Genomic DNA, 22,140 nt, shown 5'->3' with positions numbered 1-22,140 from the left:
GTTCAAACGATGGTGAACAGCGGTTGGTCGTACTCAACCGGCTGGCCGTCTTCGACGAGGATGGATTCGATCACACCGCTGGTTTCAGCTTCGATGTGGTTCATCATCTTCATGGCTTCGACGATGCACAGGGTGTCGCCTTTCTTCACGGTCTGGCCGACTTCAACGAAGGACGGCGAGGATGGCGAAGACTTGCGATAGAACGTGCCCACCATTGGCGAACGAGCGACGGTGCCGTTCAGCGTCGGTGCCGCCGGTGCGGCTGGCGCTGCGGCGGCAACCGGGGCTGCTGCTGGAGCAGGCGCGGCGGCCGGAGCCTGCATCGGGGCCGGTGCATAGAACTGCTGGGCCGGGGTCTTGCTGTGGCGGCTGATGCGTACGGACTCTTCGCCTTCCTTGATCTCAAGCTCGTCGATGCCGGACTCTTCCAGCAATTCGATCAATTTCTTAACTTTACGGATATCCATGAATCATCAACTCCCAAGGGTCGGTCAGGGGCGTTTAACGCTTGTTGTTCAAGCTGGTGCCTGTTTATCAAGCTGTTCTAGGGCGGCCTCCAGGGCCAGTCGGTAACCGCTGGCGCCAAGGCCGCAGATCACTCCCACTGCTACATCGGAGAAGTAGGAGTGATGGCGGAAAGGTTCGCGTTTGTGCACGTTGGACAAGTGCACTTCGATGAATGGGATGCTCACCGCCAGCAGCGCGTCACGTAATGCGACACTTGTATGTGTAAAAGCTGCTGGATTGATCAAAATGAAATCCACGCCTTCGCCGCGCGCGGCATGGATGCGGTCGATCAGTTCATATTCGGCGTTGCTTTGCAGGTAGAGCAAATGATGGCCGGCGTTGCGGGCCCGCTGTTCCAGGTCCTGGTTGATCTGGGCCAGTGTCACGGCGCCGTAGACGCCCGGTTCACGGGTGCCCAGCAGGTTCAGGTTGGGTCCGTGCAGGACCAATAGGGTCGCCATCTGCTGTTCCTTGTTATCTGTGAGCAGGTATCAGAACCCGGCGACTATGCCGCAAAGCCTTAATGACTGTCCAGTTCTCGGCAATAGCCAGCACGATGAGCGATGTTTGCGCGAAATTTGTGACCCGGGTCTCTGATCCGGTCATACGGTTGGAAACCGCCCCCCTGTGGCAGCATCAATTCCCGGGTCCCCTCGAATCAATGTGGGAGCGAGCCTGCTCGCGATGACGGCGGCACATCCAGCATCGATGCAAGCTGACCCACTGCTATCGCGAGCAGGCTCGCTCCCACAGGGGATCTGCGGTGAGCGGCAATTCCCGGGCCTCCCGAATCAATGTGGGAGCGAGCTTGCTCGCGCTGACGACGGCATATCCAGCATCGATGCAAGCTGGCCCACCGCTATCGCGAGCAAGCTCGCTCCCACAGTGATTCATGCAGTCTGTGGCTCTAAACCCGAAATGCCTGGACGGCGGTGTGCAAACGTCCGCCCAACACCAGTAGGTTGTCGCCCTGTTCTCGGCCCTGGCCGATGCGCAGCAGGTTGTCTGCGCCCAGTTGGTGAATCCGCTCGCTGTGATCGCGGATTTCGCTGACGGCGCCGCTTTGCTGGGCGGTGACGTCGGCGATGCGTACCGCCGTGTCGGAGATGGTCTGGATGGCGCCGACGATCTCATCCAGCGCGCCGTCGGCCGCTTGCGCCTGGTTGGCGGTGGCTTCGGCGTGTTCGACCTGGGCGCGCATACCGTCCACCGATTGGCGCGCGGCCAGTTGCAGGCGGGCGATCAGTGTCTGGATTTCGGCGGTGGCGCCAGCCGTGCGCTGGGCCAGGGAGCGGACTTCCTCGGCCACCACCGCAAAGCCGCGGCCCATTTCCCCGGCGCGAGCCGCTTCGATGGCCGCGTTGAGCGCCAGCAGGTTGGTCTGGTCGGCAATCGAGCGAATCACCGTCAGCACGCCGCCGATGGTGGCCGATTCCTCGGCCAGTTGCTCGATCATCTGCGCGTTGCCTTGCACTTCCCCTACCAACGCGTGCAGGCCCGTGAGGCTCAGGCCGATGACTTTCTGCCCTTGCTCCACGGCTTGCCCGGCGCTGCGACTGGCGCCTGCGGCCTGGCTGGCATCGCCGGCCACTTGCTGGATCGTCGCTTCCAGCTCGCTGAGGGAATCCCGGATCAGCGCCGTATCGTCGGCCTGATCCTCCGCACCACTGTGCAGTTCGCCGCTCAGCTCGGCCAGGGCCCGGCTGCTGCCGGCGACCTGTTCGGCGTTCACCCGAATGGTGCCCACCAGGTCCACCAGGTAAGCGCGCAGGCGATTGAGCGAAGCCTCGATGTCCTGCATTTCGCGGTTGCTGGCGCCCACGTGGATGTCCCGGCTGAAATCTCCCTCGGCCCAGGTCGACAGAGCTGGAGCCAGGTGCGTCAGGGTACGGGCCAGGCGCCGCTGCAAGGTGTCGATGAGCAGCGCGATCAGCAGGATCAGGCCGATCATCACCCCCTGGATCATGCGAACCTCCCCCTGGATCTGCCCATGCTGGGCCCGTACCGCTGGTTCCAAGGTATCGATCGCCGTTTGCACGTCGGCGATTTTCAGGTGCGTGGCATTGCTCAGCTCGGTGCGTTTCTGGATCAGCTCGCGGGTGCGGGTCAATTCCGCCGGGTAACGGCCGAGCAGGCTGTTGAGTTCGCGCTTGAGGGCGATGCCCGCATCTTCGGCGGCGGTTTTTTCCTGGGTCTCCAGGCCCATCAGCGCGGCGAAATCATCGCTGCCCGATTCGCTTTTGGCGGTGACACCCAACAAGGGCAGGCTGTCGAGGCGTTCGGCCTCGACACGGATGCTCGCCAGTTCCCGTTCGACATCGGCGGCCAGTTCGCTGCGGCCGCTGCTGACCAGTTTGTCCCGCGTGAGGGACAACCGACCCAGGTGCTGCGAAGCGGCAAACAACGGGGGCAGGTAGGCCGGGGCGCCATTGGCGTATTGGGCCAGCTGGTCGAGGCTGGCGCTCAGTTCACGCTCGGCCTGCAACAACAAGGCCTGCGGATCGCCAGCCAGTTTGCCGGCGGCCAACAGATCGGTCTTGCTGAAGCCGTCGAGGTTCGACAGGCTCGGGCGCAAGGTCTTGGCCAGCTCCGGGGGAAACTGGTCGAGGTCTTTCTGCAGCGTCTCCAAGGCCTGGGTGGCCGCGCTCAGGCGCAAGGCGTCGCCGCTGGCCAGGTAGTCCTCGATGTTGCGCGCCACTTCGCCCTGGAACTGCCGCGACAGGCCCAGGTAGCGCTCCATCAGCATGTAGGGGCGCTCCAGGGCGATTTGCGACCACCACAAGGTGGCTCCGAGGCCCAGGCACACGGCAACTAAAAGAACGGTGTTGAGATTGGTCAGCAGCTTCAGGCGCATCAAGGGTCTACCGAGGGCAGAATCGTAAGTGCCTGAAGTTATTGCGTTTGCGTTACAGGTTTATGACCGAGTCAGTCGATTCCGATGAAAAGGTGGCACTTTGCTTTGATTGCCGGGCGCTTTGTACCCGGTTGCGTCCGGCGTGCTTGGCACGGTACAGCGCTTCGTCCGCCTGGCTGGCCATCATCAGGCTGTCGGAGTCATCGCTCATCTCCACCACGCCAGCGCTGAAGGTGCACCACAAATCCTGGGGCTGGGCCGGATAGTGGATTTCGGCAAAGCGCTGGCGAATTTCATCCAGCACTTTGCAGGCGGCGTCGATATCGGTGTCGGGCATGACGATGGCGAACTCTTCGCCGCCGTAACGGCCGATGAAGTCGGTCTTGCGCAGGCGTTGCTTGAGAAACAGCGCCAGGCTCTTGATCACCCGGTCGCCCATGGGGTGGCCGTGGCTGTCATTGACCCGTTTGAAGTGATCGATGTCGAGCATGGCGAAGCTCAGGGGCTTGCCTTCGCGACGGGCGCGGAAGCTGCAATCCTCGAGCAGTTGCAGGATATGGGTGTGGTTGTACAGGCCGGTGAGGCTGTCGCGCACCATCCGCGCCTTGAGGTTGCGCGCCCGGGCGGCACGGTTGCGCACGGTGGTGATCAGGTGCCGGGGTTTGATCGGTTTGGTCAGGAAATCGTCGCCACCTTCGCTCATGGCGTCGAGTTGCTTGTCCAGGTCGTCTTCGGCGGACAGGTAGATGATCGGCACGCTGACATAGCGGTCATTGTGACGGATGACCTTGGCCAGTTCCGTGCCGGTGCAGGCTGGCATGTACATGTCGAGGATGATCAGGTCGGGCTGGAAATCCGCCAGTTCGGCCATGGCCTGGATTGGCTCGATCAGCGTACGGGTGATGATGCCGGCGCTGTTGAGCAGGCGCTCGGTGTGCAAGGCCTGGGCGCGGGAGTCATCGATGATCAGCACTTTGTAGGGGTCGTACTGGGCGACGCAGGTCAGCACTTCGATCTTTTCCAGCAGGCTCGAGGCTTCGAGGGTGCCGGTGAGGAATTCCTGCCCGCCGGCGCGTACCGCGGCCAGGCGTGTCGGGGTGTCGGTTTCCAGCAAGCTGAAGAACAACAGCGGCAACGGTTGTTCCAGGCCTTCCTGGGCTTCGGCGGCCAGTTTCAGGCCGGTGCCCGGGCCGCTGAAGTCCACGTCCATGACAATCGCCGCCGGCAGGCGCTCGATCATCGAGGCCCGGAACGCCGCGACACTGTCCAGCGCCTGGGCGCTGAGGCCGAAGAACGCCAATTGCTTGGCCAGGCGTTCGGCGCGGTCATGGTCCTGCAGCATCACGTAGATGGGTTTGCGCAGCGGCGGCAGGAAGGTCTGTTCGAGCTGGTCGCCGTGGCGCAGGCCGGTGCGAGACAAGCGCTGCATCAGTCGGTTGAGTTCGGTGATCAGCTGGCTGCTCAGGCGCCCGCGATTGGCGTCCACCGCTTGCAGCGACTGGCTGATGCCTTGGGCCAGTTGGGAATGCTCGGGCTGTTCGAAGCGCTCGGCAAAGCGCAGCAAGCGCAGATTGGCTTCGCTGAGCTCCGACAGATCGGTGCTTGACCACTCACTGCGTTGCAGGCGCTGCCAAATCTCCAGCATCTGGCGAGCCTGATGAATTACCCGCTGGGCAAAGTGGTGCTTGAGGCGCTCGCGGCTGGGGTCTTCTGGCTCGGTCATATCCTGACTACTAGTTAGGGTGCATGCTGAGGTCGACTGGTGGCTCTATGCTAGCACCTCTTTTCCTCCTTATGAGTGTCATACGTCAATATTCTGTCCAGTCGCCTGATTCAGTTTGTGACCGGACAGTCTCGTAGGCCGATGGCAACGCTTCCTTTATAGTGCTGTTCGATTGCCCTGTCGCGCCCGGCATGGTTGGCGCCGCATTATCGCGTTTCAAATCAGGCACGATGGCGTAGGGTTGTGGTCGAATCGAGAACTCAAGTGATTGAAGGAACATCGCCATGCTGGACTGGAAAAACCGCGCGGGCAGCGCGCCTGAACGTGCCGCCGAGCCGAAATCGGACACCCGCAGCTACCTGGGTGGGCTTTTTTTCAGCCGCGCACTGGCCACGCTGATCGGCCTTTACCTGCTGGTGACCATTGCCCTCGGCTGGTACTGGAGCCAGGAGCCCGCGTTGTTCCCCGTGCAGCAGAACGCCCAGGCCGCAGCCGAGAGGGATGGTCGGCAAATGGTGGTGGGCTACACCACGGTCGAGACGCTCAAGACCGTGGCCGGGACCCTGTTGACCAAGCAAGGCGGCTACATTTCCAACGACCGCTTCCCGCCAGGCCTGTGGATGGACAACATGCCGAGCTGGGAATACGGCGTGCTGGTGCAGGTTCGCGACCTGAGCCGCGCCCTGCGCAAGGACTTCGCCCGTTCCCAGTCCCAGTCCGCCGAGGACGCCGACCTGGCCAAGGCCGAGCCGCGCTTCAACTTCGACAACCGCAGTTGGGTGCTGCCTTCCAGCGAATCCGAATACCAGGAAGGCATCAACTCCCTGAGCCGCTACCAGGCCCGGCTGTCCGATCCGAACCAGAAGAGCGCGCTGTTCTATGCCCGTGCCGACAACCTGAACAACTGGCTGGGGGACGTCGGCACGCGCCTGGGCTCGTTGTCCCAGCGCCTGTCGGCCAGCGTTGGCCGGGTCAAGCTCAACACTTCGCTGAAAACCGAAGTCACGGCCCCCGGCCAAGTGCCGCAGGTGGACGAAGAGGTGGTCGAGACCCCATGGCTGCAGATCGACAACGTGTTCTATGAGGCCCGCGGCCAGGCTTGGGCACTGTCGCACCTGCTGCGCGCCATCGAAGTGGACTTCGCCGATGTGCTGGCGAAAAAGAACGCCACGGTCAGCGTGCGGCAGATCATTCGTGAACTGGAAGCGTCCCAGGAACCGGTCTGGAGCCCGATGATCCTCAACGGCAGCGGCTTTGGTGTGTTGGCGAACCACTCGCTGGTCATGGCCAACTACATTTCCCGGGCCAACGCAGCGGTCATCGATTTGCGGCAACTGCTGAACCAGGGCTGATCCATGAGCGAAAGCCCCCGGGAGGTCGCTCACCGAGCGGCCTCGGATGCCGAGCTGATCGCATGGGTCGACGAGCACGACAACCTGCTCGGCAGCCTGGTGCGTTCGCAGCTGCGCGAGCGAGGCCTGATCGGGCGTGGCACCTACATCATGCTGTTCAATTCGGCCGGTGAACTGTGTGTTCACCGGCGCACCCTGAGCAAGGCCATCTACCCGGGTTTCTGGGACGTGGCGGCGGGTGGCATGGTCCAGGCCGACGAGACCTACGCCGAGTCGGCCGCCCGTGAGCTGGCGGAAGAACTGGGCGTGAGCGGCGTGGAACTGACCGCCCACGACCATTTTTATTTCGAAGACCCCGGTAGTCGCCTGTGGTGCTCGGCGTTCTCGGCGGTGTGGGACGGCCCGCTGGTCCTGCAGCCTGAAGAAGTCCTCGAAGCGCGTTTCCTGCCGATTGAACAGGTGCTCGATGAAATCCAGCGCATGCCTTACTGCCCGGACTCCCTGGCGGCGCTTGAACGCTATTTGCGTGCCCAGGGTGGCGACGTCGCAAAGAAGCTATAAATTGGCGCTGATTGGCCCTTAGCAAGTCGGCTTTTTGCCGTTACACTGCGCGACTTTTCAAGCTGAACCGCGTCTGCGGTCCAGTAGCGCTGCCCCTGCCTGAGTGGGGTTTCGCGGTCGAGGCACGTTCTCCCCTCGACCAGTCTTTGTCCTCCCAAGAGGATTGCCGGTGGCCAAAAAAGCCGCATCCTTCGCCGCCCTGGGCGGCCTGGTATTTTCTACCGACGCCGGTCGTCATTGCCCTGATTGCCGTCAACCGGTGGATGCCTGCATCTGCAAACAGACCGCCATCCCAGCCGGTGACGGCATTGCCCGTGTGCGCCGTGAAAGCAAAGGTCGCGGCGGCAAGACGGTGACCACGATCACTGGCGTGCCGTTGGCCGAAGACGCGCTCAAGGAACTGGCCACCACATTGAAGAAACGTTGTGGCACCGGTGGTGCGTTGAAAGACGGCATCATCGAGATCCAGGGCGATCATGTCGAGCTGCTGCTGGCGGAACTGGTCAAGCACGGCTTCAAGGCAAAGAAATCCGGCGGCTAGCAGCTTCTGTGAAAACCACCCTCGGCTTGACCCGGACCCGACGTTCGAGGTCGCCCGCATGGTTTTCACAGAGCCTGTTCTGAACGGGTTTCTAAACTCACCGCTGGGAGCAGGGTCTACCTTGCTAACAGGCAATTCGTCATTTTCACTCTCTAGACTGCCCCAGCCTCCGACCGGATGGTGCATTTTGACTTCTTTATAGGGGACTTCGATGTCCGTACGACGCACACGCAAAGACGATGGCAGCCAATGGACAGTTGCGGACAGCCGCAGCGTTTACGGGATTCGCCATTGGGGGGCCGGGTATTTCGCGATCAATGAAGCCGGTCGCGTCGAAGTCCGTCCGAACGGTCCCGGCAGTTCGCCCATCGACCTGTTCGAGCAAGTCGACCAGTTGCGCCAGAGCGGCCTCTCGCTGCCCTTGCTGGTGCGCTTTCCCGACATCCTGCAAGACCGCGTGCGCCAGCTGACCGGCGCATTCGACAGCAACATCGCGCGCCTGGAATACCAGAGCAAGTACACCGCGCTCTACCCGATCAAGGTCAACCAGCAGGAAGCGGTGATCGAGAACATCATCGCCACCCAGAACGTCTCCATCGGCCTGGAAGCCGGTTCCAAGCCGGAGTTGCTGGCGGTGCTGGCCCTCGCGCCGAAGGGCGGTACCATCGTCTGCAACGGCTACAAGGACCGCGAATTCATCCGCCTGGCGCTGATGGGCCAGAAGCTGGGTCACAACGTCTTCATCGTCATCGAGAAAGAGTCCGAAGTCGGCCTGGTGATCGAAGAGGCCGCGGTGCTCAAGGTCAAGCCACAGGTCGGCCTGCGCGTGCGCCTGTCGTCCCTGGCGTCGAGCAAGTGGGCCGATACCGGTGGCGAGAAGTCCAAGTTCGGCTTGTCGGCTGCGCAACTGCTGTCGGTGGTCGAGCGCTTCCGTGCCGCGGGCCTGGACCAGGGCATTCGCCTGCTGCACTTCCACATGGGCTCTCAGATCGCCAACCTGGCGGACTACCAGCACGGTTTCAAGGAAGCGATCCGTTACTACGGTGAGCTGCGCAATCTCGGCCTGCCGGTGGATCACATCGACGTCGGCGGTGGCCTCGGCGTGGACTACGACGGCACGCACTCGCGCAACGCCAGTTCGATCAACTACGACATGGACGATTACGCCGGTGTCGTGGTCGGCATGCTCAAGGAGTTCTGCGATGCCCAGAGCCTGCCGCACCCGCACATCTTCTCGGAAAGCGGCCGCTCGCTGACTGCCCACCACGCGATGCTAGTGGTGCAGGTCACCGACGTCGAGAAACACAACGACGACGTGCCGGTGATCGACAACAAGCAGGAACTGCCGGAAACCGTGCAATGGCTGGTTGACCTGCTGGGCCCGACCGACATCGAGATGGTCACCGAGACCTACTGGCGCGCCACGCACTACATGAGCGACGTGGCGACCCAATATGCCGACGGCAAGCTGACCTTGGCGGAAAAAGCCTTGGCCGAGCAGTGCTACTTTGCCGTGTGCCGTCGCCTGCACAACTCGTTGAAGGCCCGCCAGCGCTCGCACCGCCAGGTGCTGGATGAGCTCAATGACAAGCTGGCCGACAAATACATCTGCAACTTCTCGGTGTTCCAGAGCCTGCCGGACACCTGGGCCATCGGCCAGGTGCTGCCGATCCTGCCGCTGCATCGCCTGGACGAAGAGCCGCTGCGCCGCGCCGTGCTGCAGGACCTGACCTGCGACTCCGACGGCAAGATCAAGCAATACGTCGACGAGCAGAGCATCGAGACCAGCCTGCCGGTTCACGCCCTCAATCCGGGTGAAGACTACCTGCTGGGTATCTTCCTGGTGGGCGCCTACCAGGAAATCCTCGGTGACATGCACAACCTGTTCGGCGACACCGACTCGGTGAACATCTACCAGAACGCCGATGGCAGCGTGTACCACGCCGGTATCGAAACCCACGACACCATCGAAGACATGCTGCGCTACGTGCACTTGTCGCCGGAGGAGTTGATGACTCACTACCGCGACAAATGCGCCAGCGCCCGTATCAGCGCCGCCGAGCGCACCCAGTTCCTCGATGCGCTGCGCCTGGGGCTGACGCGTTCGTCGTACCTGTCCTCCTGATGGAGAGATAGCGCCAATAGCCGTCCCCTCGATGCCCACCGGGGCTGTCAGAAAACACACCGCACATTGCGGGTTTTTTCGGATAGTCCCGGAGGGCATTTTGGTTTACACCACGGCTATTTCTTCATACCGGTGCATTTAATCGGTGATGTCCTTATTTCGTGTAGTCCCTTTCCTAACCTGTACTTGGCCCCTCTACTCGGCCATGGCGGTCGGCGAGAATCCCCGGCCGCCCCTCCTGTAGAGAAACGCCGATGTCCGATCCAGCCTGCGAGCCAGCATTTCGTCTGGAGATAGCCGGTCTGCCCGAGCCTGTTGACGTGGTGGCCTTCACGGGTAGCGAAGCCATTAGCGAGCCCTTTGTCTATGAAGTGGAGCTCCTGTTGCACGATGCGAACCTGGACTGGGCGAGCCTGCTGTACCGCAGCGTCTGGTTGAGTTTCGGGCCCCCGGGCCGGGGCATCCATGGGCAGCTCCATGAGTTGGTCCGACACCGTCACGGCGCCGGTTGCCGGGTGCGTATCGGGCCGAAGCTGGCCTGTCTGGCGCAGCGCTTCAGCCAGCGGGTATTCAGTGCCCGCTCGGTGCCGCAGATCATTCGCCAGGTGCTCAAGGCCCATGGCATCAGCGGCCGTCGCCTGTGCCTGGACTTGAGCGGCGATTATCCCCCCCAGGATTTCTGTACCCAGTATCGGGAATCGGACCTGCAGTTCCTCCAGCGCGTGTGCGCCCGGGCGGGTATCCACTTTCATTTCGAACACACGCGGGACGGGCATTGCCTGGTGTTCGCCGACAACCCCCACAGTTTTCCCCCCGCTGGCAAGGCGGTCTACGTGGACGACGGGTCGGTTGCCGCGGTGCGGACCTTCAGCGTCCACACCGATGTGTCGGGGCAGCAGGTCGCCCAGGGGCGCAGCGAACTGACGAGCCTGCGCAGTGGCCAGGTGCTGACGTTGACGGACCATCCGTTTGCCGGCTGGAACCGGCGCTGGCTGTTGACGAAGGTCGAGCATCGCGCCCAGGCGGGTGTGTATGGCAACCATTTCAAGGCCATTCCCCGGGGCGTGCTGTTCGTGCCGGACAGCGTCCCGCCCAAGCCACGCATGGTGAGCCGGCAACGCGGTTGGGTCGTGGCGGTGGACGAGCCGCCGGAACTGGGAGCGGGGCGCGTGGCGGTGGAATTTGACTGGGTCTACCAGGGCGAAGGTTCCAACCCCAGTCATTGCTGGCTGCCCTTGGCGCCGGAGCTGGCTGCCGGCGGGGTGGCCGCGCTGTGTGACGGTACCGAGGTGCTGGTGAGCTTTATCGAAGGTGATCCGGATCGGCCGTTGATCAGTGCGTTTCTGAACACGCCTGCCTCGACAGCGGTCGTGGATGAGTCATCCTCAGGCGAAACACTTGGGCGGTCGGTTGTCGATCCGGTGCTGTTGTCGGCGATGCGGGAGGCCGAGCCGCTGGTCTTGTTGTGCCTGTTGCCCGAAGGCGGGCCTTTCAACCCCTGCGGCCAACCGCTGTGCACCTGCCGTATGCTCATGGGGCACGGCGCGGGCGTTGCTCGATGAGCGCGGCCGTGCCTGGATCAACGCCGCAGTGGTTGCTGCTGGACGTACCGAGTGCGCCTGAGGCGGTGCGGCTGGTGCATGCGCAGTTCGCCGAGGCCCGGCGTTTTGCCCTGTTCGAAGGCACCGAGTTGCATGGGCTTCGCGAGCACGGCCCGCTGTTGGTGGATCTGCGCCAATCACCCGCGCTGGTCAGCCTTTGTCACCTGGACCCGCGCGCCTGGCCGGGGTTGTTGTTGGCCAGCCCAAAGCCCGTCGTGCAATTGCTCACGCATCTGCGCCGCATGCTGACGGTGACATTGGGCCTGCATCACAAAGCCCTGTTGAATTACTACAACCCGCACACCGCCAGCTATTTTTTCGACAGTTGCGATTCCCATGAGCTCAGTTGCTGGCTGGGCCCGATCAGCCTGGCGCGCTGGTTCGGTGGCACATGGGCCGACCGGGCGATCGGCAGCCAGGGCTGGCAGCAATTGTCCAACCCGGGACTGCCGGTGGCGGCGTTGGAGAAAGAACACGGCCTCAGCGACCGACAGCAGGGCCAGTTGCAACGATGCCTGTTGGAGCGCCACGCGTGGCAATGGTGCCGCTCCACGGGGCGTGATTACCGTCGGCTGTGGGAGGATTTGCAGCAGGGGTTGGCGTTGGGATTCACCGAGCGGACGGTGCTCGATGACTGGCTGTGGCTGCGCCTGCAATACCCCGATGCCCGGCCCATCCCAGGGCCGGAGGGAGGCTCGCAGCGCGAGCGTCTCGATCACCTGCGGCGGCGGTGGCAGGGTCGCCAGGATTGAAGTTATGGGGGCGGCGCGCCGAGCCAACGGTCGCGCCGCTGCAAGTGCCAGGCAAACCCACCGAGGGTCAGGCTGCGCAGGGCCATGAACAGCAGGAAGGTGATCCACAGTCCATGGTTGCCCAAGCCCAGCAGCATCCAGGCGATGGGCGACACGAGCAGTAGGGTCAAGACCATGCCGTTGCGCATTTCCCGGGCGCGGGTGGCACCGATGAACAGGCCGTCGAGCAAGTAGCTCCAGACCGCGATCAGCGGCAAGGTCGCCAGGTAGGGCAGATAGACGTAAGCGGTGGCGCGCACGTCGGGGATATCGGTTTGCATATCGATGAACAAGTGGCCGGCGAGCAGGAACAGCAGGGCAAAGCCGAGGCTTGCAATCAGTGACCAACCGCCGGCCACCACCAGCGAGCGGCGCAGGGCCAAGCGGTCGCGGGCGCCAATGGCATGGCCGCACAGGGCTTCAACGGCGTGGGCCAGGCCGTCCAGGGCATGGGCGGTCAGCAGCAGGCCGTTGAGCAGCAAGGCATTGGCCGCCACGGTGGCGTCCCCCAGGCGCGCGCCTTGCACCGTGATCAGGAAAAACACCGCTTGCAGTGCCAGGCTGCGAATGAAGATGTCCCGGTTCACCGCCAGCAGCGGACGCCAGTTCTGCCACACGCCCAGGGCCGCCCAGGCCATCTGCCCGGGCCAGGCCCGCAGTGTCTTGCGAGCCAGGGCCAGGCCGACCAGCGCTCCGGTCCACTCGGCAATCACCGACGCCCGGGCCGAACCGGTCACGCCCCAGTCCAGGCCGATCACGAACCAAAGATTCAGGGCGATGTTGACCAGGTTGGTCACCAACAGGATCGCCAACGGCGCCCGGGCATTCTGGGCGCCGAGGAACCAGCCCACCAGCGCATAGCTGGCCAGCGCCGCCGGCAAGCCGAAGAGCCGAGTGTGAAAAAAGTCGCGGGTCAACTGGTTGAGCTCGGCGGACGGTTGCATGAAATGCAACGCCACATCGCTCAACGGCACGCCGACGGCACCGAGCAGCAGCGCCAGCCCCATCGCCAACAGCAGTCCTTGCCACAACACTTGCCGCAACGCCGCACCGTCACCCCGCCCGGCGGCCTGGGCGGCGAACCCGGTGGTGCCCATGCGCAAGAAACCCATGGCCCACGCCAACACCGTATACAAACTCGCTCCGACCGCCACGGCGCCCAACTGATGGGCATGGGGCAAATGGCCGATGACGGTGCTGTCCACCAACGCCACCAGCGGCACGGAGATGTTCGAGAGAATCATCGGCGCAGCCAGTGCCCAGACCCGGCGATGGGTCAGGCGGTCGCGCCAGTCGGTGATCAGGTTGGACATGCGGGCTCCTTGATGGAGCGCGATTGTAGCGGGTTCTTGGATTGATCGTGCCCGGTGCAGAGGGAACACGCAGACCTTCAAAGTGACCTCGGGCTTCTCGTGGCGAGGGAGCTTGCTCCCGCTCGGCTGCGAAGCAGTCGCAAGACCAGCTGATGTGGTCTGTCTGGAATATTGCTTCAGCTCATTTGGGGCGGCTTCGCCACCCAGCGGGAGCAAGCTCCCTCGCCACGGGTGATGTCCGGTGCGAACGCCAGGGTGGGGAGCGATCCCAGTGTCAGTGAATGATCCAACTCAACAACCACAACCCCAGCACCAGCCAGATGATGCCCATGACGATCGAGGCCCGCATGAAGGCGCGGATGGCCGAGTACAGCAGCATCAGCCCGAGGATCAGCGCGATGATGCTGATGATCGAAGTGTCCATGCCCAAGGTGCGTGACAGCCCATCGACGAAGTTGCCGCCGGCGTTGGCCAGGATGTTGAAGAGGCCGCTGAGCAGGTCGACAATGAAACGGATTACCGAACCGAGCGCCTGGCCGAGCCATTCGAAAAAGCTTTCTACCTGCATATGTGCATCCTGATGGGAGGGAATCCGAACTGAGCCGTTGGCTCCTGATTGTAGGAGCTGCGGCGGCCGAGTTGGTTCGATTATGGGGCAAACCGTCGCTTCGTACCGAGACGCTTGCCTTCCCCGGTCATCCCCCTGAAGCTATGCGCATTCAGGAGAACCCGATGAACCTTGTTGAGCTGACCGCACGCCTGCATGCCATTCGTGACCATAACGATTGGCGGCAATTCCACAGCCCGAAAAACCTCGCCATGGCCGCCAGTGTGGAAATGGCCGAGCTGGTGGAGATTTTCCAGTGGCTGACCGAGGACCAGTCGCGCCAGTTACCGGCGGATAAACTGGCCCACGCCGGGCAGGAAGTCGGTGACATCGTGTTGTACCTGTTGCTGCTTTGCAGCGAGCTGGGCCTGGACATGGACGCCGTGGTGCGCAGCAAGCTGGCCGACAGCGAACGGCGGTTCGGACAATGAGCGACCGTCATTTCGATCTGCTCGCCACGCGCTTCGCGGAAAAAATCTACGGCGGGGCCAAGGGGGCGATCCGCCTGGCGGTGCTTCAGGCCGATCTGCTGGAAACCTTGCCGCAGCGTCCATTGCGTGTGCTGGACATCGGCGCAGGCCTGGGCCACATGTCGTCGTGGTTGGCCGAGCGCGGTCACCAGGTGACCCTGGCCGAGCCGGCCGAGCCCATGCTCGAAGGCGCCCGCCAGCGTTTTGCCGAGGCCGGCCAGCAGGCCACATTCATCCAGGCACCGTGGCAGGACCTGCTCGGCCAATTGACCGAGCCTTACGACCTGGTGCTGTGTCACGCGGTGCTGGAGTGGCTGGCCGAGCCCCACGCGATCCTGCCGGTGCTGCATCAACTGACGGCGCCTGGCGGTTGGCTGTCCCTGGCGTTCTACAACCGCGACGCGCTGGTCTATCGCAATCTGCTCAAGGGGCATTTCCGCAAGTTGCGCAAAAATGACATGGCCGGCGAAAAACAGAGCCTGACGCCACAACAACCCCTTGATCCGCGAGATTTGGCGGCGCAACTTGAAGGCCTGTGGCAGGTCGAAAGCCAGAGTGGCGTACGGGTTTTCCATGACTACATGCCGGTGGAGTTCCAGGGCCGCGTGGAACTTGCGCAGTTGCTGGAAATGGAGCTGGCCCACCGTCGCCATCCGGCGTTTGCCGGGTTGGGACGTTATCTGCACTGGATCTGCCGTCCCCTCTGATCCGCAAGTGCAATTGGAGCGCGAAATGAAAGGTCGTTCAGGGTTGTTGGTGCTGTGCCTGGGGCTGGTGGCCTGCCAGGGCAGCAACCCCTATGTCGCCACCTCCAATCCGTTGCCGCCGGCACCACCGCAGGCCGCCACGGTATTCGACCGCAGCGCCTACCCGGCGCCACCTCGTGATTACGGGCGCTATCGCAGCTGGGCCTGGCGCGACGGGCGCCTGCCGCCGGGCACTGCCTGGGCGGATTCGGCCCAGGTGGCCGAAGCGGTGAGCAATGCCCTCGACCAGCGTGGCCTGCGGCCGCTGCATGACAACCGGCCCGCCGACCTGTTCGTCAGCGCCGACCTGCGCCTGGAGACCCGCGTGCGCCAGGTCCGGGATGATTATGATGCCGGCTATTACGGCGGCTATAACCGTTATGACCGCTACGGTCCGGGCTATGGCGTGTACCATCCGGTGCCGATGGTGCGCACGTATCGGGAGCAAGTCGTGGTGGTTCGGGTGGACCTGTTCGATGCTCGCACCGGTCAGCCGGTGTGGAGCGCCAGCGCCGAGACGGGCCAGCGGGGCAGCCAGAACGAACGCACCGATGCCATTCGCGAGGCAGTGGAAAAAGCCATGTCGGCGTATCCCCCAAGTTGATTACGCAACGGAGAAAAATCATGTTTCGCCGTCTTGCTCTATTGGCCTTCACCCTGTTGCTGGGGGCGTGTGCCTCTAACCAAGTCAACCATGACTTCGACACCAGCCGTGACTTTGCGGCGTATCGCAGTTGGAGCTGGAAAGACCCGGCGCTGCAATATCGCCCCGACGACCCACGCATCAAGAGCGACCTGACCGAACAGCGGATCCGCCAGGCGGTGGCCGATCAACTCGACCAGCGCGGCTTGCGCCCGGCTGCGGCGGGCGGGCGCGGCGATGTGCTGGTCCAGGCCTATTTGATCGTCGAGGATCGCCAGCAGCAGGTCACTACTAACTATGGCGGCGGTTGGGGTGGCCCATGGAATGGCTACTGGGGTGGGCCGATGTACAACGAAACCCGCAACATCAGCTACAAAGTCGCCACCGTGCAGATCGACCTGCTCGACGGCAAGGACGGCAAGCTGGTGTGGCGCGGCAGTGATGAACAACTGCTCAGCAACTCCCCCAACCCGGCCGACCGCAACACGGCTGTGCGCGAGACGGTGGGGCGGATTCTGTCCAACTACCCGCCGCGCTGACCACGGCGAATTCAACCTTGATGCAAGCTGACCCACCGCCATCGCGAGCAAGCCCGCTCCCACAGGGGGGACCTGCTCAGGTCACCGGCCGCCACTCTCCCACCATATGCTCCAGCGCCCCGGTCCCCACCAGTTGCAGTTGCCCACTGGAGCCCGCCGCGCTGGACAGCAGGGTCACGTCGCTGGGCAGGCGCACCGGTTTCTTGAAGGTTACCTCGATCTCGATGTTGTCTTCGGGCAGGTGGTCATCCAGCGCCGCCAGGGTCCTGGCCTTGTTCCACAAGCCATGGGCGATGGCGGTGGGGAAGCCGAACAGCCTGGCGCTGATACCGCTCAGGTGAATCGGGTTGTAGTCGCCGGACACCTTGGCGTACTGCCGGCCAATGTCGGCCGGCGCGGTCCAGTGCGCCACCTCCATCAAGGGCAGGCTGATGCCCGGCCGGTCTTCCACCAGCGCGCCGTCAAGCTGGACTCCCTTGCACAGCATCTGGCTCTCAGCCTCCCATAAAGGGCCCAACTGGTCATCGATGCGGGTCACGAGATTGAACACCGCGCCCTTGGGATGGGCTTGCAGGTTCTCGACATGGACGCTGGCCCGCACCTGGCCGACCCCGCCCATGGGCCGCAATACGCGAATGCGGTTGCTCAAGTGGATCAGCCCCAGCAGCGGAAAGGGAAAGTCCCGCCCTGTGAGCAATTGCATCTGCAGGGCAAACGCCAAGACGTGGGGATAAGTCGGCGGCAGCAGTCCGTTATCGACGAAACCGCACACTTTGCGATAGGCCACCAGCCGTTGCGGGTCGACCTGAAGCACCTGGCGTAGGCCTTCCTCGGGCAAGGTCGTTCCGGTGACCTTGCGCCGCGTCGCCGCTTTTGAATAGAGCCCGGACATGGATGGCGGGCTGCTGACCTCATGCCATTGGATCGTCATGGTCATGCTCCCAAAAGGCTTTGCCCACATACCCGCAGGGCCTGCCCGGTCACGGCGCCCGTGCCCGGCTGCGCGAGCCAGGCCACGGCTTCGGCGACATCTTGAGGCAGGCCGCCCTGGCCGAGGGAACTCATGCGCCGCCCGGCCTCGCGCAAGGCGAAGGGGATCTCGGCGGTCATGCGGGTTTCAATGAAGCCCGGCGCCACGGCGTTGATGCTGATGCCCCGGGGTTGCAGCAGCGGGGCCCAGGCCTGGGCCAGGCCGATCAGCCCGGCCTTGCTCGCCGCATAGTTGGTCTGCCCACGGTTGCCGGCAATGCCGCTGATGGAGGCCAGCAGAACGACCCGGCCATTGTCGCGCAGGGTGCCGCTGTCGAGCAGGGCCTTGGTCAGCACTTGTGGGGCGTCGAGGTTGACGGCCAACACGGCGTCCCAGAATTCCGGGGTCATGTTGGCGAGGGTCTTGTCCCGGGTGATGCCGGCGTTGTGTACCACGATGTCGACGCCGTCGGGCAGGTGCTCGATCAGCTGGGCGGCGGCATCTTCGGCGCAGATATCCAGCGTGACGCTGCGCCCGCTCAAGCGCGCCGCCAGGGCATCGAGGTCGGTCTTGGCCTGGGGGACGTCCAGCAGGATCACGTCGGCGCCATCGCGGGCCAGGGTTTCGGCGATGGAGGCGCCGATCCCGCGGGCCGCGCCAGTGACCAGCGCCTTGAGCCCTGTGAGCGGTCGGGTCCAGTCCTGGACCTGGGTGCCACAGGCGTCGAGGCGAATGACCTGCCCGGAAATGAAGGCACTCTTGGGCGACAGGAAAAACCGCAGCGCACCTTCCAACTGGGTTTCGGCACCGTCGCCGACATACAACAGTTGCAGCGTCCCGCCGTGGCGCAACTCTTTGGCCAGGGAACGGCTGAAACCTTCCAACGCCCGCTGGGCACTGGCGGCGAACGGATCGCCAAGGCTTTGCGGCGCGCGTCCCAGGATGACGACATGGGCGCTGTGGTCGAGGTTCTTCATCAGCGGCTGGAAAAATTCCCGCAACTGCTTGAGCTGGTCGACCTGCACCAAATGGCTGGCGTCGTACACCACTGCCTTGATTTTCGGCCCGTGGCCGGGGATCCACTCGGTGGCCACAGTTGGTTCGCCGCCGTAGATGAAAATGGTGTCGGTCAGGCGCTTGGCAAACGTGCCGATCTGTTCGGTCAGCGGCCCGCCGCCCAGCAGCAGTGCGCCTTCGATCGGCCGTAGCCGCCCGGCCTGCCAGCGTTCCAGGCGTACCGGCGATGGCAGGCCGAGGGACCCGACCATGCGCCGACCAATGGGCGAATTGGCGAAGTCGATATAACGGTCAGACATGGAACACACTCCGGCTGATGAGGTTCCAAGTGTGGACCATGATTGGCAATCAGTCGTTCGATCGGCGAGATAAAGCCTAAGCTTGAGCGGGGGCGCTTTGTCCAGGGCACCGACCCCCTGTGGGAACCAAGCTTGCTCGCGATGCAGACACCGCGTTTTTCAGGTAGGTCGCGTCATCGTTCAACGCGAGCAAGCTTGGCTCCCACAGGGGGCGGTTGAGTTTTCTTAGTGCATCAGACCTACAGGGGAGTTCTTCATGACACAACCACGCCGCGTCGCGATCATCGGTGGTAACCGCATTCCCTTCGCCCGCTCCAACGGGCCCTATGCCACCGCCAGCAACCAGGCGATGTTGACGGCTGCCCTCGAGGGGCTGATCGAGCGCTACAACCTGCATGGCCTGCACATCGGTGAAGTGGCCGCCGGCGCCGTGCTCAAGTTTTCCCGGGATATGAACCTGGCCCGTGAATGCGTGCTCGGTTCGCGGCTGTCGCCCACCACGCCGGCCTATGACGTCCAACAGGCCTGTGGCACCGGGCTGGAAACGGTGCTGCTGGTGGCCAACAAGATCGCCCTGGGCCAGATCGACAGCGCCATTGCCGGCGGCGTCGACACCACGTCGGATGCGCCAATCGGGGTCAATGAAGGGTTGCGCAGGATCTTGCTGCAAGCCAATCGCGCCAAGACCACCGCCGAGAAAATCAAAACTTTCCTGCAATTGCGCCCCCAGCACTTGGTGCCGGACTTGCCGCGCATCAACGAGCCGCGTACCGGCCTGAGCATGGGCGAGCACTGTGAATTGATGGCCCAGACCTGGCAGATTCCCCGGGAGGCCCAAGACCAGTTGGCCCTGGAAAGCCATCAGAAAATGGCCGCGTCCTACGCCGAAGGTTGGCAGAACGACTTGATGACACCGTTTCTCGGCCTGACCCGGGACAACAACCTGCGCCCGGACCTGACCCTGGAAAAACTCGCCTCCCTCAAGCCGGCCTTCGAAAAAAGTGCCAAGGGCACGCTGACGGCGGGCAACTCCACGCCACTGACCGACGGCGCCTCGTTGGTGCTGCTGGGCAGTGAAGAATGGGCCAAGGCCCGGGGCCTGCCGATCCTGGCGTACCTGCGCGACGGTGAAACAGCGGCGGTGGATTTCGTCAATGGCGCCGAAGGGTTGCTGATGGCCCCGGTCTACGCCGTGCCGCGATTGCTGGCGCGCAACGGCCTGACCTTGCAGGACTTCGATTACTTCGAGATCCACGAAGCGTTCGCCGCCCAAGTGTTATGCACGCTGAAGGCCTGGGAAGACCCGGACTATTGCAAGACCCGTCTGGGCCTCGACGCACCGCTGGGGTCCATCGACCGCGGTCGGTTGAACGTGAAGGGCAGTTCCCTGGCCGCTGGGCATCCGTTTGCCGCCACGGGCGGGCGCATTGTCGCCAACCTCGCCAAGTTGCTGGATGCCGCCGGGCGAGGTCGCGGGTTGATTTCCATCTGCGCCGCCGCCGGCCAGGGTGTGACGGCGATTATCGAGCGTTGACGAGGGTGCCCTCCTGGCGGGACGCCAGTGCCTTGTGCTGGCTGGCGTAGCGCTCGGCCAGGATCGAGCAGACGATCAACTGCATCGGGTGGTAGATCATGATCGGCAGCAGAATCAGCCCAAGGCCGGGATGGTTGCCGAAAATCAACGCCGCCATCGGCACCCCGGCGGCGAGGGATTTCTTGCTGGCGCAGAACACCGCGGCGACTTCGTCGGCGCTGTTGAATTTCAGGGCGCGGGCGGTGCGGGTGGTCGCCCACAGGATGATTGCCAGCAGCACGGCACTGCCCACCACTGCGCTGAGCAATACGCCGTTGCCTTGCTGGCGCCAGATGCCGGACACCATCGAGTTGCAGAAGGCCGCGTAGACCAGCAGCAGGATCACCAGCTTGTCGATGACGCTGGTGTAGCGTTTGTACCGACCGAAAAAACCGGCCAGCCAACGCCGCAGGAACTGCCCCAGCACCAGCGGCAGCAGCAACATCATGCACAGGTCGAGCAAGGTCGAACCCAGGTCGATGCCACCGGCGCCACTGCCGACCACGAAACTGACCAGCAACGGTGTCAGGAAAATGCCCAGCACGCTGGACAGGCTCGCATTGAGAATCGCCGCCGGCACGTTACCTTTTGCACTGCCAGTCAGGGCCACCGAGGAAGAAATCGTCGAGGGCAGGGCGCACAGGTAGAAGAACCCCAGCATCAGCAGCGCCGGCACATGGCTGCCCAGCAGCCAGTTGCTGAGCAGCCAGAGCAGCGGAAATACGCCAAAGGTGAAGGCCTGCACCATCACGTGCAGCCGGATGTTCTTCAGACCGTGGCGGATCTGCTCGCCGGACAGGTTGACCCCGTGCAGGAAGAACACCACGAAGATGCCGATGTTGACCACCCATTCGGCATGCATGGCACCGCCCGTGGCACCAAAGGTGGGAAAGAAGTACGCCAGCAGCGTGGCGAGCACCATGCCGCACAGGAACCAGTCGGTCGCCATGCGTTTGAGGTGTCTGAAGATATGCATAGGGCACCGCATGTTGTAAGAAAAGTCGACTTAGCCTAACGTCGCCCCTATTCAGTCGTCTTGCGACATAAGGCCAATCAATGCCGCCTAACGGACACCAGCAACTGGAACGACGTATCCCCGACCTGGCGCAATTGCCGAGGCCGCTGTACGCCCGTGTCGAAAGTTTGAGCGCCGGTTCCTGGACGCAGGCCCATCGTCATGACTGGGTGCAATTTTCCTACGCCATCAGCGGCGTTCTCGGCGTACACACCGCCGCCGGTAGTTTCTTCGCCCCGCCACAACGGGGTATCTGCATCCCCGCCGACCTGGAACATCAGGTGGTGACCTCCACCCGGGCGGAAATGCGCAGCCTGTATGTCCATCGTCACGCCTGCCCCTGGGCCGATGAGCGCTGTCGGGTGCTGGAAGTCACGCCACTGGCCCGTGAGTTGATCAAGGTGTTCTGTCAACTGCCGGTCGATTATCCCCAGGGCGATACCCAGGAAGAACGGTTGGTGCAGGTGCTGCTGGACCAGTTGGCGACGTTGCCGGAAGTGGGGTTTTCCCTGCCGCTGCCGCGACATGCCCGCTTGCTGGCGCTGTGTAACGAATTGATCGAACAGCCTGAACAGAACGTCACCTTGCAAGCCTGGTCTGAACGTCTGGGCACATCGGAAAAAACCCTGATGCGTCTGTTCCAGCGTGAGACCGGCCTGAGCTTTCGTGCCTGGCGCCAGCGCATGCGCTTGTTGTCGTCCCTGGGCTCGTTGGAGAAAGGGGACAGCGTCACCAGCGCCGCGTTGTCGTGTGGGTACGATTCAACGTCCGCATTCATTGCCGCGTTCAAGGGGATGTTCGGGTATACGCCGGGGGAGTTGTTCAAGCATTGAGCTGGCGCACTTGCCTACGGCTGGCGGTAGACATGACCGTCAGTTCTTGTCGCAAATACC

Annotated in this window: 21 protein-coding genes; 12 read left to right on the top strand and 9 right to left on the bottom strand. The window is 63.3% G+C overall.

The window, feature by feature from the left end; translation table 11 throughout:
- Positions 1 to 2 precede the first annotated feature (2 nt).
- From accB to BLO80_RS17210, 4 genes are all read right to left on the bottom strand, one after another.
- On the bottom strand, positions 3 to 467 hold the full coding sequence (gene accB / locus BLO80_RS17225) for an acetyl-CoA carboxylase biotin carboxyl carrier protein (RefSeq protein WP_053118072.1): 465 nt from the start codon (positions 465 to 467) through the stop codon (positions 3 to 5).
- Positions 468 to 515: 48 nt separating this feature from the next.
- On the bottom strand, positions 516 to 968 hold the full coding sequence (aroQ, locus tag BLO80_RS17220; RefSeq protein WP_092331086.1) for a type II 3-dehydroquinate dehydratase: 453 nt from the start codon (positions 966 to 968) through the stop codon (positions 516 to 518).
- A gap of 446 nt (positions 969 to 1,414) precedes the next feature.
- Positions 1,415 to 2,308 carry a methyl-accepting chemotaxis protein gene (locus BLO80_RS30680; RefSeq protein WP_371914580.1) on the bottom strand — a complete coding sequence of 298 codons (894 nt, stop codon included), beginning with the start codon at positions 2,306 to 2,308 and terminating at the stop codon, positions 1,415 to 1,417.
- Positions 2,309 to 3,413: 1,105 nt separating this feature from the next.
- Positions 3,414 to 5,084 carry a GGDEF domain-containing response regulator gene (locus BLO80_RS17210; RefSeq protein WP_092331091.1) on the bottom strand — a complete coding sequence of 557 codons (1,671 nt, stop codon included), beginning with the start codon at positions 5,082 to 5,084 and terminating at the stop codon, positions 3,414 to 3,416.
- 284 nt (positions 5,085 to 5,368) lie between these two features.
- Between BLO80_RS17210 and BLO80_RS17205 the strand changes: the two genes are divergently transcribed.
- The 6 genes from BLO80_RS17205 to BLO80_RS17180 all read left to right on the top strand — a co-directional run bounded on the left by BLO80_RS17205 (position 5,369) and on the right by BLO80_RS17180 (position 12,016).
- On the top strand, positions 5,369 to 6,436 hold the full coding sequence (locus BLO80_RS17205) for a DUF2333 family protein (RefSeq protein WP_092205094.1): 1,068 nt from the start codon (positions 5,369 to 5,371) through the stop codon (positions 6,434 to 6,436).
- Between the two features lie 3 nt (positions 6,437 to 6,439).
- A complete protein-coding gene (locus BLO80_RS17200; protein ID WP_092331094.1) occupies positions 6,440 to 6,997 on the top strand; it encodes an NUDIX hydrolase in 558 nt (185 codons plus the stop codon).
- A gap of 169 nt (positions 6,998 to 7,166) precedes the next feature.
- Positions 7,167 to 7,538, top strand: a complete 372-nt coding sequence (locus tag BLO80_RS17195; RefSeq protein WP_003197435.1) for a translation initiation factor Sui1 — start codon at positions 7,167 to 7,169, stop codon at positions 7,536 to 7,538.
- Between the two features lie 211 nt (positions 7,539 to 7,749).
- Positions 7,750 to 9,663 carry an arginine decarboxylase gene (gene speA, locus BLO80_RS17190; protein WP_060739342.1) on the top strand — a complete coding sequence of 638 codons (1,914 nt, stop codon included), beginning with the start codon at positions 7,750 to 7,752 and terminating at the stop codon, positions 9,661 to 9,663.
- Positions 9,664 to 9,917: 254 nt separating this feature from the next.
- Positions 9,918 to 11,225 (top strand): type VI secretion system Vgr family protein, encoded by a 1,308-nt coding sequence (locus tag BLO80_RS17185; protein ID WP_092331097.1) that lies wholly within the window; start codon positions 9,918 to 9,920, stop codon positions 11,223 to 11,225.
- Complete coding sequence (locus tag BLO80_RS17180) at positions 11,222 to 12,016, top strand: DUF4123 domain-containing protein (protein ID WP_092331099.1); 795 nt, start codon at positions 11,222 to 11,224, stop codon at positions 12,014 to 12,016. Before BLO80_RS17185 ends, BLO80_RS17180 begins: the two co-directional genes overlap by 4 nt.
- A 2-nt stretch (positions 12,017 to 12,018) precedes the next feature.
- On the opposite strand, the gene BLO80_RS17175 is transcribed toward BLO80_RS17180, so the two are convergent.
- Both BLO80_RS17175 and BLO80_RS17170 read right to left on the bottom strand, forming a co-directional pair.
- On the bottom strand, positions 12,019 to 13,368 hold the full coding sequence (locus BLO80_RS17175) for an MATE family efflux transporter (RefSeq protein ID WP_092331102.1): 1,350 nt from the start codon (positions 13,366 to 13,368) through the stop codon (positions 12,019 to 12,021).
- A gap of 274 nt (positions 13,369 to 13,642) precedes the next feature.
- Positions 13,643 to 13,936, bottom strand: a complete 294-nt coding sequence (locus tag BLO80_RS17170; RefSeq protein ID WP_060739338.1) for a hypothetical protein — start codon at positions 13,934 to 13,936, stop codon at positions 13,643 to 13,645.
- Between the two features lie 164 nt (positions 13,937 to 14,100).
- On the opposite strand from BLO80_RS17170, the gene BLO80_RS17165 reads away from it, so the two are divergent.
- Genes BLO80_RS17165 through BLO80_RS17150 form a run of 4 tightly spaced genes read left to right on the top strand, consistent with a single transcriptional unit; the run spans position 14,101 to position 16,373 of the window.
- Positions 14,101 to 14,406: a MazG-like family protein gene (locus BLO80_RS17165; RefSeq protein ID WP_060739337.1), complete on the top strand. Its 306-nt coding sequence runs from the start codon at positions 14,101 to 14,103 to the stop codon at positions 14,404 to 14,406.
- Positions 14,403 to 15,152 carry a methyltransferase gene (locus tag BLO80_RS17160; protein ID WP_092331104.1) on the top strand — a complete coding sequence of 250 codons (750 nt, stop codon included), beginning with the start codon at positions 14,403 to 14,405 and terminating at the stop codon, positions 15,150 to 15,152. The genes BLO80_RS17165 and BLO80_RS17160 overlap by 4 nt, the downstream gene beginning before the upstream one ends.
- Before the next feature lie 25 nt (positions 15,153 to 15,177).
- Positions 15,178 to 15,795 (top strand): DUF4136 domain-containing protein, encoded by a 618-nt coding sequence (locus BLO80_RS17155; protein ID WP_092331107.1) that lies wholly within the window; start codon positions 15,178 to 15,180, stop codon positions 15,793 to 15,795.
- Positions 15,796 to 15,815: 20 nt separating this feature from the next.
- Positions 15,816 to 16,373, top strand: a complete 558-nt coding sequence (locus BLO80_RS17150; RefSeq protein ID WP_092171282.1) for a DUF4136 domain-containing protein — start codon at positions 15,816 to 15,818, stop codon at positions 16,371 to 16,373.
- A 76-nt stretch (positions 16,374 to 16,449) separates the two neighbouring features.
- Here BLO80_RS17150 and BLO80_RS17145 read toward each other — a convergent pair whose 3' ends face one another.
- Together BLO80_RS17145 and BLO80_RS17140 are read right to left on the bottom strand one after the other, a co-directional pair.
- Positions 16,450 to 17,304 carry a MaoC family dehydratase gene (locus tag BLO80_RS17145; RefSeq protein ID WP_092331110.1) on the bottom strand — a complete coding sequence of 285 codons (855 nt, stop codon included), beginning with the start codon at positions 17,302 to 17,304 and terminating at the stop codon, positions 16,450 to 16,452.
- 2 nt (positions 17,305 to 17,306) lie between these two features.
- Entirely contained in the window at positions 17,307 to 18,659 is a 1,353-nt protein-coding gene (locus BLO80_RS17140) for a 3-oxoacyl-ACP reductase (protein WP_092331112.1), read from the bottom strand.
- 256 nt (positions 18,660 to 18,915) lie between these two features.
- Between BLO80_RS17140 and BLO80_RS17135 the strand changes: the two genes are divergently transcribed.
- Positions 18,916 to 20,193, top strand: a complete 1,278-nt coding sequence (locus BLO80_RS17135; protein ID WP_092331115.1) for an acetyl-CoA C-acetyltransferase — start codon at positions 18,916 to 18,918, stop codon at positions 20,191 to 20,193.
- On the opposite strand, the gene BLO80_RS17130 is transcribed toward BLO80_RS17135, so the two are convergent.
- Positions 20,180 to 21,208, bottom strand: coding sequence for a bile acid:sodium symporter family protein (locus tag BLO80_RS17130; RefSeq protein WP_092331117.1), 1,029 nt, complete (start codon positions 21,206 to 21,208; stop codon positions 20,180 to 20,182). The genes BLO80_RS17135 and BLO80_RS17130 overlap by 14 nt on opposite strands.
- Before the next feature lie 80 nt (positions 21,209 to 21,288).
- On the opposite strand from BLO80_RS17130, the gene BLO80_RS17125 reads away from it, so the two are divergent.
- Positions 21,289 to 22,080, top strand: coding sequence for an AraC family transcriptional regulator (locus BLO80_RS17125; protein ID WP_092331120.1), 792 nt, complete (start codon positions 21,289 to 21,291; stop codon positions 22,078 to 22,080).
- Positions 22,081 to 22,140 lie beyond the last annotated feature (60 nt).

The organism is Pseudomonas sp. NFACC56-3 (assembly GCF_900100025.1).
Taxonomy (GTDB): Bacteria; Pseudomonadota; Gammaproteobacteria; order Pseudomonadales; family Pseudomonadaceae; genus Aquipseudomonas; species Aquipseudomonas fluorescens_AA.
Note: the sequence above shows the minus strand (reverse complement) of the source record. Positions and strands in the feature narration are given on the sequence as shown.

What these genes read in the sequence shown, in the direction of transcription:
- accB (WP_053118072.1), bottom strand. Translation starts at nt 467, where the DNA reads ATGGATATCCGTAAAGTTAAGAAATTGATCGAATTGCTGGAAGAGTCC.
- aroQ (WP_092331086.1), bottom strand. Translation starts at nt 968, where the DNA reads ATGGCGACCCTATTGGTCCTGCACGGACCCAACCTGAACCTGCTGGGC.
- BLO80_RS30680 (WP_371914580.1), bottom strand. Translation starts at nt 2,308, where the DNA reads ATGCAGGACATCGAGGCTTCGCTCAATCGCCTGCGCGCTTACCTGGTG.
- BLO80_RS17210 (WP_092331091.1), bottom strand. Translation starts at nt 5,084, where the DNA reads ATGACCGAGCCAGAAGACCCCAGCCGCGAGCGCCTCAAGCACCACTTT.
- BLO80_RS17205 (WP_092205094.1), top strand. Translation starts at nt 5,369, where the DNA reads ATGCTGGACTGGAAAAACCGCGCGGGCAGCGCGCCTGAACGTGCCGCC.
- BLO80_RS17200 (WP_092331094.1), top strand. Translation starts at nt 6,440, where the DNA reads ATGAGCGAAAGCCCCCGGGAGGTCGCTCACCGAGCGGCCTCGGATGCC.
- speA (WP_060739342.1), top strand. Translation starts at nt 7,750, where the DNA reads ATGTCCGTACGACGCACACGCAAAGACGATGGCAGCCAATGGACAGTT.
- BLO80_RS17185 (WP_092331097.1), top strand. Translation starts at nt 9,918, where the DNA reads ATGTCCGATCCAGCCTGCGAGCCAGCATTTCGTCTGGAGATAGCCGGT.
- BLO80_RS17180 (WP_092331099.1), top strand. Translation starts at nt 11,222, where the DNA reads ATGAGCGCGGCCGTGCCTGGATCAACGCCGCAGTGGTTGCTGCTGGAC.
- BLO80_RS17175 (WP_092331102.1), bottom strand. Translation starts at nt 13,368, where the DNA reads ATGTCCAACCTGATCACCGACTGGCGCGACCGCCTGACCCATCGCCGG.
- BLO80_RS17170 (WP_060739338.1), bottom strand. Translation starts at nt 13,936, where the DNA reads ATGCAGGTAGAAAGCTTTTTCGAATGGCTCGGCCAGGCGCTCGGTTCG.
- BLO80_RS17165 (WP_060739337.1), top strand. Translation starts at nt 14,101, where the DNA reads ATGAACCTTGTTGAGCTGACCGCACGCCTGCATGCCATTCGTGACCAT.
- BLO80_RS17160 (WP_092331104.1), top strand. Translation starts at nt 14,403, where the DNA reads ATGAGCGACCGTCATTTCGATCTGCTCGCCACGCGCTTCGCGGAAAAA.
- BLO80_RS17155 (WP_092331107.1), top strand. Translation starts at nt 15,178, where the DNA reads ATGAAAGGTCGTTCAGGGTTGTTGGTGCTGTGCCTGGGGCTGGTGGCC.
- BLO80_RS17150 (WP_092171282.1), top strand. Translation starts at nt 15,816, where the DNA reads ATGTTTCGCCGTCTTGCTCTATTGGCCTTCACCCTGTTGCTGGGGGCG.
- BLO80_RS17145 (WP_092331110.1), bottom strand. Translation starts at nt 17,304, where the DNA reads ATGACGATCCAATGGCATGAGGTCAGCAGCCCGCCATCCATGTCCGGG.
- BLO80_RS17140 (WP_092331112.1), bottom strand. Translation starts at nt 18,659, where the DNA reads ATGTCTGACCGTTATATCGACTTCGCCAATTCGCCCATTGGTCGGCGC.
- BLO80_RS17135 (WP_092331115.1), top strand. Translation starts at nt 18,916, where the DNA reads ATGACACAACCACGCCGCGTCGCGATCATCGGTGGTAACCGCATTCCC.
- BLO80_RS17130 (WP_092331117.1), bottom strand. Translation starts at nt 21,208, where the DNA reads ATGCATATCTTCAGACACCTCAAACGCATGGCGACCGACTGGTTCCTG.
- BLO80_RS17125 (WP_092331120.1), top strand. Translation starts at nt 21,289, where the DNA reads ATGCCGCCTAACGGACACCAGCAACTGGAACGACGTATCCCCGACCTG.